This window comes from Phyllobacterium sp. 22229 (assembly GCF_052056495.1).
Taxonomy (GTDB): Bacteria; Pseudomonadota; Alphaproteobacteria; order Rhizobiales; family Rhizobiaceae; genus Phyllobacterium; species Phyllobacterium myrsinacearum.
Map to the genome: position 1 here is coordinate 23,979 of NZ_JBQEPA010000021.1, position 12,728 is coordinate 36,706.

11 protein-coding genes are annotated in these 12,728 nt (G+C 60.3%); 5 read left to right on the forward strand and 6 right to left on the reverse strand.

Going from position 1 to position 12,728, the window contains the following annotated elements:
- The first annotated feature begins 31 nt into the window (after positions 1 to 31).
- Positions 32 to 655 (forward strand): TetR/AcrR family transcriptional regulator, encoded by a 624-nt coding sequence (locus ACTJJ7_RS22035; protein WP_440968825.1) that lies wholly within the window; start codon positions 32 to 34, stop codon positions 653 to 655.
- Here the strand turns inward: ACTJJ7_RS22035 and ACTJJ7_RS22040 are convergent.
- Positions 640 to 1,392: a YiiX/YebB-like N1pC/P60 family cysteine hydrolase gene (locus tag ACTJJ7_RS22040; protein ID WP_440968826.1), complete on the reverse strand. Its 753-nt coding sequence runs from the start codon at positions 1,390 to 1,392 to the stop codon at positions 640 to 642. The genes ACTJJ7_RS22035 and ACTJJ7_RS22040 overlap by 16 nt on opposite strands.
- A 1-nt stretch (position 1,393) precedes the next feature.
- Entirely contained in the window at positions 1,394 to 2,518 is a 1,125-nt protein-coding gene (locus ACTJJ7_RS22045) for a beta-ketoacyl-ACP synthase III (RefSeq protein WP_440968827.1), read from the reverse strand.
- 138 nt (positions 2,519 to 2,656) lie between these two features.
- Between ACTJJ7_RS22045 and ACTJJ7_RS22050 the strand changes: the two genes are divergently transcribed.
- Positions 2,657 to 4,261, forward strand: coding sequence for an inorganic phosphate transporter (locus tag ACTJJ7_RS22050; protein ID WP_105736368.1), 1,605 nt, complete (start codon positions 2,657 to 2,659; stop codon positions 4,259 to 4,261).
- A gap of 53 nt (positions 4,262 to 4,314) precedes the next feature.
- Here the strand turns inward: ACTJJ7_RS22050 and ACTJJ7_RS22055 are convergent, their stop codons facing one another.
- The 3 genes from ACTJJ7_RS22055 to ACTJJ7_RS22065 all read right to left on the reverse strand — a co-directional run bounded on the left by ACTJJ7_RS22055 (position 4,315) and on the right by ACTJJ7_RS22065 (position 7,574).
- Positions 4,315 to 5,160 (reverse strand): oxidoreductase, encoded by an 846-nt coding sequence (locus ACTJJ7_RS22055; protein ID WP_105736748.1) that lies wholly within the window; start codon positions 5,158 to 5,160, stop codon positions 4,315 to 4,317.
- A gap of 134 nt (positions 5,161 to 5,294) precedes the next feature.
- The gene (locus ACTJJ7_RS22060; RefSeq protein WP_105736370.1) at positions 5,295 to 6,044 is read right to left on the reverse strand and encodes an SDR family oxidoreductase; all 750 of its coding nucleotides are present in this window, start codon (positions 6,042 to 6,044) and stop codon (positions 5,295 to 5,297) included.
- Between the two features lie 54 nt (positions 6,045 to 6,098).
- Positions 6,099 to 7,574 (reverse strand): aldehyde dehydrogenase family protein, encoded by a 1,476-nt coding sequence (locus ACTJJ7_RS22065; RefSeq protein WP_440968828.1) that lies wholly within the window; start codon positions 7,572 to 7,574, stop codon positions 6,099 to 6,101.
- Between the two features lie 159 nt (positions 7,575 to 7,733).
- On the opposite strand from ACTJJ7_RS22065, the gene zwf reads away from it, so the two are divergent.
- The 3 genes from zwf to edd are packed head-to-tail and all read left to right on the forward strand — an operon-like array spanning position 7,734 to position 11,733.
- Positions 7,734 to 9,203, forward strand: coding sequence for a glucose-6-phosphate dehydrogenase (zwf, locus tag ACTJJ7_RS22070; protein WP_105736374.1), 1,470 nt, complete (start codon positions 7,734 to 7,736; stop codon positions 9,201 to 9,203).
- A 2-nt stretch (positions 9,204 to 9,205) separates the two neighbouring features.
- The gene (gene pgl, locus ACTJJ7_RS22075; RefSeq protein ID WP_440968829.1) at positions 9,206 to 9,904 is read left to right on the forward strand and encodes a 6-phosphogluconolactonase; all 699 of its coding nucleotides are present in this window, start codon (positions 9,206 to 9,208) and stop codon (positions 9,902 to 9,904) included.
- Between the two features lie 11 nt (positions 9,905 to 9,915).
- On the forward strand, positions 9,916 to 11,733 hold the full coding sequence (gene edd / locus ACTJJ7_RS22080) for a phosphogluconate dehydratase (protein ID WP_130268704.1): 1,818 nt from the start codon (positions 9,916 to 9,918) through the stop codon (positions 11,731 to 11,733).
- Here edd and ACTJJ7_RS22085 read toward each other — a convergent pair whose 3' ends face one another.
- Positions 11,734 to 12,696, reverse strand: a complete 963-nt coding sequence (locus tag ACTJJ7_RS22085; protein WP_440968830.1) for a GlxA family transcriptional regulator — start codon at positions 12,694 to 12,696, stop codon at positions 11,734 to 11,736.
- Positions 12,697 to 12,728: the final 32 nt, after the last annotated feature.

A 12,728-nucleotide genomic window follows, 5' to 3' on the forward strand; every position in this document is an offset into this window, starting at 1 on the left:
GTATATTCACTGGTTAGTATACTTTATCACTATGCCAAGGACATCTGATCCGACCCGCGACCGCATTCTCGATGCCGCCAGCCGCCTGTTCTATGCGCAGGGTATCCGTGCGGTCAGCGTGGATGCCGTTGCGGAAGCGGCGGAGCTGACAAAGCGGACGCTGTACTATCATTTCAAGAGCAAGGACGATCTGGTTGCCGCCTATCTCCAGTCGCGTGACCAGCCCAATCTTGCGCTGTTTGCGAAATGGTTCAACGCGGCGGACGGCGCGATTGCGGACAAGGTCGAAGCGATCTTCACCCATCTGGCCAAGGCCGCGCGGCACAAAAAATGGAAAGGCTGCGGTTTCCTGCGGACAGCCGCCGAACTGGCCAACATGCCCGGCCATCCCGCCATCAAGATCGGTTCCGCGCACAAGAAGAAATTCGAGGCGTGGCTGGCGGATGTTCTGGCAACAGCCGGCGTGGAAGAGCCGCAAGCCCTCACCCGGCAGATCGTTCTGCTGATGGACGGAGCTTTTTCCATCATGCTCGTCCATCGCGACGCCAGCTATGTCGAGGCTGCGGGCAAAGCGGCAGCGGCCCTTGTTCACCTGTCTGAAATCAGGACCGCCGAGCGACCTTCGCTTTCAAACAAGTCTCAATTGTCCAGATAGCTTCCAGGATTGTAGAGAAGCTGGACTCGCCCGGCATTCATCAACTGCTTTGGAGAGAACCAGAAAAATCTCTCGCTCTGCGGATCGTCATCGATGGCAAATTGCAGACTGCGGAAAATGGCCAGCCAAACGAGTTTCGAACAATAGAAACCGGAATCGTCGTTCAAATCCAGATTGAAGAATTCATAGGGACGGCCAAGATATTTTTTTGCTTCGGCTGGTATTTCCGAGCGCTGTTCCTGCGGCAAATCCTCAACCCGGCCAAGCCAGACATCTTCTCCGGGGCGGGAAGCAAGCCAGTCTTCATAGGAATGCCTGATCACGCCTTGGCCCGAGACTGCCTCAATCACAAACGGCGCGCCATCGCAAATTTCAAGGATAGCCACATGTCCAACGTAGACGATCGATCCCGTCCCCAATGACGCCGCGTTCAGGGTGTGCGACCCGTGATATTGTCGGGCAAATGCTTCAAAGCTCAGCCGATTGATCCGGTCTTCTTGCGATGCGGCGAAATCCGGATCGGATTTTGCTGCACGCTCCAGATAAGCGCTCTTCTCGGCTTCGAACTTTTGCCTGTCGTAAAAATCAGTTGGAATCTGCCGCATCTCAGGCGCGTAGGACGCGGAATAGGGAACGATAACGCCCGGCTTCTTCGGCCACACAAAATCACCTGACTGAAATCCCGATGGATCGGGCCGGGACGTCTTCGCCGTGGTGACAGGCTCCGGGAGCGCCAAGCTACACCTTCTTCACGATCACGCTGCCGACGGAATAGCCCGCGCCAAAGGAACAGATGACGCCCAGGCTGCCCGGCGCCAGATCATCGGAATATTTGGAGAATGCAATGATCGACCCTGCAGAGGACGTATTGGCGTAGTCCTGCAGGATGTTCGGCTGTTCTCCCGCTTCCGGTTCACGCCCCAGCACCTTCGACCCGATCAGATCGTTCATGCCCTTGTTGGCCTGATGCAGCCAGAGCCTCGACAGATGCGCCGGTGCGACATTCTCGTCGGCAAGGTGGGTAAGGATCAGGTCGGAAACAATCGGCACGACCTGCTTGAACACCTTGCGGCCTTCCTGGCGGAACAGCATGTCGCGGCGATCGGTCATGTGGCCCTCGCGCGTGCGGCGCAGGAAACCATTATTGTTGCGGATATTGTTGGAGAACTGGGTCAGGCAGCGGGTCGAGATGATTTCGAACCTGTCCGGTGCCGTTGCAAGGTCGTCGCGCTCCAGAAGCACCGCGGTGCAGACATCGCCGAAAATGAAATGGCAGTCGCGGTCGCGCCATTCGAGATGGGCGGAGCAAATCTCCGGATTGACCATGAGAATGGCACGGGCCGACCCGGAACGGATCATGTCGGCCGCCGCCTGGATGCCGAATGTCGCCGACGAACAGGCAACGTTCATGTCGAAGCCGAAGCCCTGTATCCCCAGCGCTTCCTGCACCTCGATGGCAATCGCCGGATAGGGGCGCTCGTGATTGGACGCGGCGCAGATCACGGCGTCCACGTCGCCAGCGGTACGGCCGGCCTTGGCCAGCGCAGCAGTTGCCGCCTTGACCGCCATTTCGGCCATGACGGACAATTCATCGTCACTGCGCTCCGGCAGGACGGGATGCATGACCGCCGGATCGAGAATCCCCGACTTGTCGAGCACGTAGCGCCGCTCGATCCCCGATGCGCGGACGATGAAATCTTCCGCCGACATCGTCATCGGTGCGCGCGTGCCCGCCGCGATCTCATCGGCATGGATTTCGTTCTGCCGCGTGGCATAGCTGTTGAATGCTTCAACGAGTTCGGCATTGCTGATGGAGAGTTCCGGCGTAAAGACACCGGTACCGCTTATGACGACCTTGTGCATGGCGTTTCCATAATTTTATCTGCCTGAAGCGTTAGACGCTCAAGTCTCGTCGCGCAAGCTATGATGTATTGTCATCAAGAGTTCATGCGCCGGTCTTAGCGTTCCCCGGTGTTTGAATGAAATACTGGGGATTTTCTGATGACGCTAAGCAATGCGACTGACGCACGTCTGCTAAAAGACGAACACCCGCTCGACAAACCAAGCAATTTAGGCAACTGGCCTAATTATGCGGTGGTCGCCATCCTGATTGGCGGCCTTTTTTATGTCGGATATTCACTCACCCAGGATCTGACCAGCTCGGTCGCCGTGCCGTGGATTCTCCTAGGGCTTGCACTTGTCACGGCGCTGGGCTTTGAATTCGTCAATGGTTTTCACGATACCGCCAACGCGGTTGCAACGGTGATCTACACGAATTCCCTGCCCGCCGAGATCGCCGTGATCTGGTCCGGAATTTTCAATTTTCTCGGGGTCATGACCGCAAGCGGTGCCGTTGCCTTCGGCATCATCTCGCTTCTGCCGGTCGAACTGATCATGCAGGTCGGCTCGAGCGCCGGTCTTGCCATGGTATTCTCGCTGCTGACCGCCGCCATTCTGTGGAACCTCGGCACCTGGTATCTGGGGCTGCCTGCCTCCAGTTCGCATACGCTGATCGGTTCGATCGTCGGCGTGGGTCTCGCCAATCAATTCCTGGCGCCGACCGGCACGGCGACCAGCGGCGTCGACTGGTCGAAGGCGACGGAAGTTGGCATGTCGCTGCTCATTTCGCCGCTCGTCGGCTTCGGCATGGCCGCCCTGCTGCTGCTGGCGATGCGGCTGCTGATCAAAAACAAGGCTCTCTATGAAGCGCCGAAAGGCCAGACCCCGCCGCCTTTGTGGATCCGCGGCCTGCTGATTTTCACCTGCACGGGTGTCAGCTTCGCCCATGGCTCCAATGACGGCCAGAAGGGTATGGGGCTGATCATGCTGATCCTGATCGGTGTCGTACCGACATCCTTCGCGCTCAACCGCACCCCGGATATCAATTATCTGGAAGCCTACAAGTCCGCCGCGACCGCAGCCGCAACCACCTTGCGCTCCTATGAAAAGCCCGGCATCACCGTCACCGATGCCAATGCGGTGGTCAGCAATGCGGTGCGCAACAAGACATGGAGCGATGAAACCACCGTCGCATTGCGCCAGTTCATCGACCAGACCAATGCCAGCATATCGCCCTACGGTTCCGCATCGACGGTTCCGGTCGGCATGGTCAGCAACACCCGCAACAACATGTATCTGACCGGCGAAGCGTTGAAGCTGATCGACAAGGCCAAGCTGCTGCCGATGCAACCGGCGGACCTTGCCACCATCAAGACCTATCACCAGGCCATCGACAATGCGACAAAGTTCATCCCGACCTGGGTGAAGGTTGCCGTGGCGCTGGCCCTTGGTCTCGGCACGATGGTGGGCTGGCGGCGGATCGTCGTGACCGTCGGTGAAAAGATCGGCAAGACTCACCTCACCTATGGACAGGGCGCTTCGGCCGAACTGGTTGCCATGGGCACGATCTTCACCGCCGACACGCTGGGCCTGCCGGTCAGCACGACCCACATTCTTTCGTCGGGTGTGGCGGGATCGATGGTGGCAAACGGCTCGGGCCTGCAGATGTCGACGGTGCGCAATCTGCTGATGGCCTGGGTGCTGACACTGCCGGTGTCGATTGCCCTGTCCTTTACCCTGTTCGTGATCCTGCGCCAGCTGATCTAGGAACGGGACTTATCGATGCGAAAATGGCCGGCAATGCCGGCCATTTTGTTTGATCAGGATCCCTTCGGCGCATCGGCGCCTTCGGTTACCTCGGCCCAGGCATCGAAATCCCGCTGCAGCTCTGCAATCTTGTTGCGGGCTCCGGCGAGCGCAAACTTGCCAAGCAACAGGCGCAGCGGCGGCTTTTCCGCTTCCACGGCCTGGACGATCGCCTTGACCGCCCGCACCGGATCGCCCGGCTGATTGCCGCTGGATGTCCTGATCTGCTGCATGCGCTGATCGGAGGTCTCGCGATAATCCTCGATGGTCGTCGGCGCTTCGTTGGCCGAGCGTCCGGCCCAGTCCGTGCGGAAGCCACTGGGCTCCACGATCAGAACCTTGATCCCAAGATGCGCCACTTCCTTGGACAGGGCTTCCGAAATCGCTTCGACGCCGAATTTGGTGGCGTTGTAGAAGCTCACGGCCGAATTGGCCACAAGGCCGCCAATCGATGAAATATTGACGACAGTCCCCGACCGCTGCTTGCGCATGACGGGCAGGACGGCCCGGGTCATATTGACGAGACCCCAGACGTTGATTTCGAACATCTGGCGCACTTCATCGATGTCGCTCTCTTCAAGCGAACCGAAATAGCCGATGCCGGCATTGTTGACGAGCACATCGATACGGCCGAAACGCGCTTCCGCCGCCTTGACGGCGGCGGCGATATCGTCCGCATTGGTCACGTCGAGTTTGAGCACAAGGGCCTTGTCCTCATTGCCCCGCGCCAGATCTTCGATCTGTGCAGGATTGCGCGCGGTGATGACGGTGGGATAACCCAGTTCAAGCGTGTGGCGCGCCAGTTCGCGGCCAAAACCGGTTGAACAGCCAGTGATGAACCAGACGGGTTTTGATGTCATGATCATGTCCTTGAGGGATGAGCCGCGCCGCTGATCGGACCACGATCAGCCGGATGCAGCCATTGGGGAAATTGGACGACACACCGGATGTAGGCCAATGCGGCCGTGATTCAAGACAAAATCAGTTGATCCCGTCAAATGCAGCGCCCGCCATCCACTTCCAGCGCCACGCCCGTGATGAACTCGGCCTCGCTGGAAGCGAGCCAAAGCGCCGCGTTGGCAATATCGAGCGGTGTCGACAGGCGGCCGAGCGGGATCGAAGCCTTGAACTGCGCGCGCTTTTCCGGGGTGTCCTCGCCCATGAACAGGCTGAGCATGCCGGTATCGCCCGCCACGGGACAGAGGCAATTGACCCGGATGTTTTTCGGTGCCAGTTCAACCGCCATGGATTTCGTCGCGGTGATCGCCCAGCCCTTGGACGCATTGTACCAAGTCAGGCCGGGACGCGGGCGCAGGCCAGCCGTCGATGCCGTGGTGATGATGGAGCCGCCGCCCTGCATTTCCATGATCGGCACCACGGCAAGCGTTGCGTAGTAGATCGCCTTCATGTTGACAGCCGAGATCAGGTCGAACGTGCTTTCATCCACCTCGAGCATGGAGCCGTTGCGATGTGTGAACCCGGCATTGTTGATCATGATATCCACGCGGCCGAACGTGTCCATGGCGGACGCAACCATGGCATCCACATCTTCCTTGCGCGACACATCGGCCTGGACAGCAATGGCATTCTTGCCGATGGCATCGGCAACGGCTTCCGCGCCCTTGTGATTGAGATCAGCGACGACGACGTTGGCCCCCGCTTCGGCAAAGCGCTTCGCCATCCCCTCGCCGAATCCGGCTGCCGCGCCGGTGATGATCGCTGTCTTGCCTGCCAAACGGGTCATGTCATTTCCTCATGCTATTGATCTTGAATGGGATTGTTCCGGGTGTTCGCCCGGTCAGTCGTGGCGGAACACGACCGTTTTGGTTGCGGACATGTCGAAAAGCGCTTCAAAGCCCTTTTCGCGTCCATGGCCGGATTTCTTGAAACCGCCAAACGGCAATTCGACACCGCCGCCAGCACCATAGGCGTTGACGAAAACCTGTCCGGCACGCACTTTCTTGGCGACACGGTGCTGGCGCGCACCATCCCGGGTCCAGATACCCGCGACAAGCCCGTATTCCGTGCCGTTAGCAAGCCTGATGGCATCCGCCTCGTCATCGAATGCAAAGAGCGACAATACCGGCCCGAACACTTCTTCCTGCGCCAGCACCGAAGCGGGATCGACAGCGCCGAAAAGCACGGGGGCGACGTAATAGCCCTCCAGCGGCGCATCCACATGAATGGAACCGCGGGCAACAACCTCTATTCCGGACTCGGCGGCGGAGGTGATGAAATTCTCGACCTTGCGCTTCTGCGCCGGGTTCACCATCGGACCGAGATCAAGGTCCATGTCGTGCGGTGCGGCGACAAGCTTGCTGAACCGTTCACCCAACGCTGCCGCGACATCGTTGTAGATCGGCCGCTCGATCAGGATGCGGCTGCCCGCCGAGCAGGTCTGGCCGCCGTTCTGGATGATGGCGTTGACCAGAACCGGCAGGGCCTTTTCCACATCCGCATCGGCAAACAGGATTTGCGGCGACTTGCCGCCGAGCTCCATGGTGACGCCGCGATTGTTCGCGGCCGCCGCCTGCTGGATCGCGGTCCCGGTGACAGGCGAGCCGGTGAAGGTGACGTAATCGATGCCCGGATGCGATGACAGTGCCGCACCTGCATCACGGCCATAGCCGGTGATGACATTGAGAACGCCATCGGGAAATCCTGCCTCAATGGCCAGTTCACCGATGCGGATGGTGGACAGCGAGGCATCCTCGGCCGGTTTGATGACCAGCGTATTGCCCATCGCCAGCGCTGCGCCGACCACGCGCGCCATGATCTGCATCGGATAGTTCCATGGGATGATACCGGCAACCACGCCATGCGGTTCGCGCAGTGTCAGCGCCGTGAACCCGTCGAGAAAGGGAATGGTATCGCCATGGATCTTGTCGGCGGCGCCGCCATAGAATTCATAGTAGCGCATGGTCGCAGCGACATCCGCCTTGCCCTGACGGACCGGCTTGCCGGTATCGCGCGATTCGAGCGCCGCAAGTTCGTCGCCATGCTCCTCGACAAGCTGGCCGAGCCGCGTCAGCAGGCGGCCGCGCTCGAAGGCCGGCATCCGGCTCCAGGGGCCGCGTTCGAAGGCTTCCCGCGCCGCCCGCACCGCACGATCCACATCATCGGCATTGCCCGCCGGAATGGTGGCAAAGGGCAAACCATCGGACGGACACAAAACAGTGATCGTTTCCTGCGAGAGTGCGGCGACCCGCCGGCCATTAATGATATTCAGGAAATTCTTATCCTGTGCGACAATTCGAGAGAGATTCTGATCCATGACGGGTTCCTGCTTTGCGCCGATGGTATTGGAATTGAACCGTCTTGGGAATGCATTTTGACGCAGAAGACGGATCGGCGCTGGCCTTTTTAAATCGATTAGATTATATAGGCCTGCATCAGCGGAACACCTATTTTTGGCATAGCGAGACTTCATCTTATGACAAGCCAGATTATCCCGGTTGAACCTTTTGACTGCATCGTCTTCGGCGGCAGCGGCGATCTTGCCGAGCGCAAACTGATCCCAGCGCTCTATCAACGCCAGCGGGACGGCCAGTTGACGGAGCCCACCCGCATCATTGGCGCATCGCGTTCGGCGATGTCCGACGCCGACTACCGCAAGTTTGCGGAAGCCGCGATCAAGGAACATGTCAAACCGGAAGAGATCGACAAGAAGCAGGTAGAACAGTTCCTGCAGCGCCTGTCCTATGTTGCCGTCGATGCGACGTCGGACAATGGCTGGGACGATCTCAAAAGCGCGATTGGCGATGCCACCAAAAAGATCAGGGCGTTTTACCTTGCGGTGAGCCCAAGCCTGTTCGGCGACATCGCCAGCCGCTTGAAGAAATATGAGCTGATCACCGATCAGACCCGTATCATTGTCGAGAAGCCGATCGGCCGCGACCTTCAGTCCGCCATTGCGCTCAACGATACGATCGGCAGCGTTTTCAACGAACAGCAGATTTTCCGCATCGATCACTATCTCGGCAAGGAAACGGTGCAGAACCTGATGGCGCTGCGCTTTGCCAATGCGCTCTATGAGCCGCTGTGGAACTCGGCGCATATCGACCACGTGCAGATCACGGTCGCGGAAGCGGTCGGCCTCGAAGGCCGCGCCGGTTACTATGACACGGCCGGGGCGCTGCGCGACATGGTGCAGAACCACATGCTGCAGCTTCTCTGCCTTGTTGCGATGGAGCCGCCCGCATCCATGGATGCCGACGCGGTGCGCGACGAAAAGCTGAAAGTCCTGCGCTCGCTGGCCCGCATCGATGGCAAGAATGCCGAAGAGCTGACCGTGCGCGGCCAGTACCGTGCCGGTGCGTCCGCCGGCGGCCCCGTCAAGGGCTATCAGGAAGAACTGGGTTCGACGAGCAATACGGAAACCTTCGTCGCCATCAAGGCTGAGATCGCCAACTGGCGCTGGGCCGGGGTTCCGTTCTATCTACGCACCGGCAAACGGCTGGCGACGCGGGCGTCGGAGATCGTCGTTTCGTTCAAGCCCATTCCGCATTCGATCTTTGGCGAAAGTGCAGGCCGCGTGGTTGCCAATCAGCTGGTCATCCGGTTGCAGCCCGACGAAGGCGTGAAGCAGTGGATGATGATCAAGGACCCGGGTCCGGGCGGCATGCGCCTGCGCCACGTTCCGCTCGACATGAGCTTTGCGGAATCGTTCCAGGTGCGCAGCCCCGACGCCTATGAACGCCTGCTGATGGATGTGGTGCGCGGCAACCAGACCCTGTTTATGCGCCGTGACGAAGTTGTGGCCGCATGGCGCTGGATCGACCCGATCCTCAAAGCCTGGACCGACAATGACCAGTCCGCAGCAGGTTATACCGCCGGTACATGGGGACCATCCGCGGCCATCGCGTTGATTGAACGCGACGGACGCACCTGGCACGAGACATGATCATGCAGCAGACACTGAACAGTTTTGCCGACGGGAACGCTCTTGCGGAAGCACTGGCGACCCGTGTTGCAGCAGAGCTGCAGGCCGCATGCGATGCACGCGGCAAGGCGGTTCTGGCCGTATCGGGCGGAACCACCCCTGCCCGCTTTTTCAAGGCGCTGTCCGTCAAGGACCTTCCCTGGAGCAAGATCACCATCACCCTGGTGGATGAACGTTTCGTGCCGCCATCCAATGACCGCTCCAACCAGAAACTGGTAACGGAGCTGCTTCTGCAGAATGCGGCGGCGAAGGCCAATTTCGTCGGCCTTTATCATGCCTCTGCGGACACGGAAGAAGCCGTTCAATTGGCGACGACCGCCATTGCTGCCTTGGGCCAGCCGTTCGACGTGACCATCCTCGGCATGGGCGGTGACGGTCACACGGCCTCGTTCTTCCCCGGCGGCGACCGTCTTGCCGACGCGATTTCGATGACGCAGCCGGCGCTCGTCCTGCCGATGCAGGCGGAAGGTGCCGGTGAGCCGCGCCTGACACTCACCCTGCCGGTGATCGTCCATTCCCGCCTGGTGGTGCTGCACATCGAAGGCGACGGCAAAAAGGCCGTTCTCGACACGGCGCTTGGTGACGGGGCAACCGCTGACATGCCCATTCGCGCTGTCCTGCGTCACACACCCATCAATCTTGAGATTTTCTGGGCTCCATAAGGAGAAAACCAATGACCGTCCTGCAAAGGGTCAAAAGCATTACCAACCGCATCCGTGAGAGGTCGATCCCGACCCGCGATGTCTATCTCGACCGTTTGCGCGAGGCTGCCTCCCACAAGCCGAAACGCTCGGCTCTCGCCTGCGCCAATCTTGCCCATGGATTTGCCGCCTGCGGACCGTCCGACAAGGCGGCGCTGGCTGGCGATGTCCTGCCGAATATCGGTATCATCACCTCCTACAACGACATGCTGTCGGCGCACCAGCCATTCGAAACCTATCCGCAGCTGATCAAGGCGGCGGTGCACGAAGCGGGCGGCGTGGCGCAGGTTGCAGGCGGCGTACCCGCCATGTGCGATGGCGTGACCCAGGGACAGCCGGGCATGGACCTTTCGCTGTTTTCCCGCGATGTCATTGCCATGGCGACAGCTGTTGGCCTGTCGCACGACATGTTCGATGCGGCTGTCTATCTCGGCGTCTGCGACAAGATCGTGCCGGGCCTCGTCATCGGCGCGCTGACATTCGGCCACCTGCCCGCGGTGTTCATCCCGGCCGGTCCGATGACCACCGGCCTTCCCAATGACGAGAAGGCAAAAACCCGCCAGCTCTATGCGGAAGGCAAGGTCGGCCGTGACAAGCTGTTGGAGTCGGAGTCCAAATCCTACCACGGACCGGGAACCTGCACCTTCTACGGCACGGCCAATTCCAACCAGATGCTCATGGAAATCATGGGGCTGCATACGCCCGGCTCGTCCTTCATCAATCCGGGCACGCCCTTGCGCGAAGCCCTGACACGCGAGGCCGCCAAGCGCGCGCTTGCCATCACGGCGCTTGGCAACGAATACACACCGGTCGGGGAAATGATCGACGAAAAAACCATCGTTAACGGCGTCATCGGGCTGCACGCGACAGGCGGTTCGACCAACCACACCATGCACCTCGTCGCCATGGCGGCGGCGGCGGGCATCAAGCTGACCTGGCAGGATATTTCCGACCTTTCCGACGTGGTGCCGCTGCTCGCCCGCGTCTATCCGAATGGCCTTGCCGATGTGAACCATTTCCACGCGGCGGGCGGCATGGGCTACATCATCCGCGAACTGCTGGATGCCGGCCTTCTGCACGAGGACGTGAAAACTGTCTGGGGCGAAGGCCTGCGCGCCTATACGATCGAGGTCAAACTCGGTGAAAACGGCACCGTGCAGCGCAATCCCATTCCAAGCGAAAGCGCCGACAAGAAAGTCCTGTCCACGGTCAAGGAGCCGTTCCAGGCAACCGGCGGCCTGAAGATGCTGAAGGGCAATCTCGGCACTGCCGTCATCAAGACATCGGCGGTCAAGCCGGAGCGGCGCATCATCGAGGCGCCTGCCATCGTGTTCGACAGCCAGGCGGCGCTGCAGGACGCTTTCAAGGCCGGAAAGCTCGACCGCGACTTTGTCGCCGTGGTCCGTTTCCAGGGTCCAAAGGCCAATGGCATGCCGGAACTGCACAAGCTCACGCCGCCGCTCGGCGTCCTGCAGGATCGCGGCCACATGGTGGCGCTGGTGACCGACGGGCGCATGTCGGGTGCTTCGGGCAAAGTGCCCGCGGCGATCCACGTGACGCCGGAAGCCTTGAGCGGCGGCATCATCGGCAAGATCCGCGACGGCGACATGATACGTCTCGACGCAGAGATCGGAACGCTCGACGTGCTGGAAGACCCCGAGGTTCTCGCCGCCCGTCCCGAACCGGTCGTCGACCTCAGCCACAACAGCTATGGCATGGGCCGCGAACTGTTCGCCGCCTTCCGCAACGTGGTGGGCCGCGCCGACGAAGGCGCTTCGGTTTTCGGCTGATCAATAGGTGGTGCGGCGCTCATCGGAGGGTGAGCGCCCGAACTGCGCCCGGTAGCTCTGGGCAAAATAGGAATGGGACGTGAAGCCCGTTGCCAGCGCCACATCGAGGATGGGCGAATGCGTCTGCCGCAATAGCTCGCGCGCCCGCTCCAGCCGCAGGCTCATGTAATAGCGCCCCGGCGTCATGTTGAGATGGCGCAGAAACAAGCGCTCCACCTGGCGGACGGACAGGCCAACAGCCTTGGCCAGCCGCACCGCCGATTTCGGCTGTTCAAGATTGTCGGCCATCAGCTCGACGATCCTGCGCAGCTTCTCGGATTTTCCCGTCAGGTCCCGCTCCGGCCCGATGCGCTGGCGATCGGTCTGCGAACGGATGCGCTCATGGTGGAACTGGTTGGCCACTTCATTGGCAAGGCCGGGATCGAAATCCTGCCGGATGATCTCCAGCATCAGATCGATCGACGTGGTCCCGCCCGCGCAGGTATAGCGCTTGCGGTCGATCTCGAAAACATTGCCGGTGCATTCGATCTGCGGAAAACGCTCCTGAAAACCGGCGCGGTTTTCCCAATGAATCGTGCAGCGATGCCCTTCCAGTTGCCCCGCTTCGGCAAGGATGTAACTGCCGATGTTGAGTCCGCCCAGCGCCGCGCCGCGCCGTCCAAGATTGCGCAGCGCCGCAATGACCTTGGGCTTTTCTTCAAATTCGGTGGTCAGCCCGGCGCAGATGAAGAAAATATCGGCGGCGGGAAGCTCCGCCAGCGAATATTGCACATTGATCTGCAGACCGTTGGATGCGGTCACCGGGGCACCGGTGGCGGACACGGTGGTCCAGCCGTAGAAGGGCTCTTCCGCCATCCGGTTGGCCGTGCGCATCGTATCGATGGCAGCGGCAAGGCTGAACATCGGGAATTTGTCGACAAGCAGAAAAGCGAAGGTTCTACTGACCTTGAGGGCTTCGGGCATATGCTGTTCTAACGACAATCCGGTTGCAAACC

Excerpts from the sequence above, each read along its gene's own strand:
- zwf (WP_105736374.1), top strand. The coding sequence starts at position 7,734 with ATGACAAGCCAGATTATCCCGGTTGAACCTTTTGACTGCATCGTCTTC.
- ACTJJ7_RS22065 (WP_440968828.1), bottom strand. The coding sequence starts at position 7,574 with ATGGATCAGAATCTCTCTCGAATTGTCGCACAGGATAAGAATTTCCTG.
- ACTJJ7_RS22050 (WP_105736368.1), top strand. The coding sequence starts at position 2,657 with ATGACGCTAAGCAATGCGACTGACGCACGTCTGCTAAAAGACGAACAC.
- pgl (WP_440968829.1), top strand. The coding sequence starts at position 9,206 with ATGCAGCAGACACTGAACAGTTTTGCCGACGGGAACGCTCTTGCGGAA.
- ACTJJ7_RS22085 (WP_440968830.1), bottom strand. The coding sequence starts at position 12,696 with ATGCCCGAAGCCCTCAAGGTCAGTAGAACCTTCGCTTTTCTGCTTGTC.
- ACTJJ7_RS22035 (WP_440968825.1), top strand. The coding sequence starts at position 32 with ATGCCAAGGACATCTGATCCGACCCGCGACCGCATTCTCGATGCCGCC.
- edd (WP_130268704.1), top strand. The coding sequence starts at position 9,916 with ATGACCGTCCTGCAAAGGGTCAAAAGCATTACCAACCGCATCCGTGAG.
- ACTJJ7_RS22060 (WP_105736370.1), bottom strand. The coding sequence starts at position 6,044 with ATGACCCGTTTGGCAGGCAAGACAGCGATCATCACCGGCGCGGCAGCC.
- ACTJJ7_RS22045 (WP_440968827.1), bottom strand. The coding sequence starts at position 2,518 with ATGCACAAGGTCGTCATAAGCGGTACCGGTGTCTTTACGCCGGAACTC.
- ACTJJ7_RS22055 (WP_105736748.1), bottom strand. The coding sequence starts at position 5,160 with ATGACATCAAAACCCGTCTGGTTCATCACTGGCTGTTCAACCGGTTTT.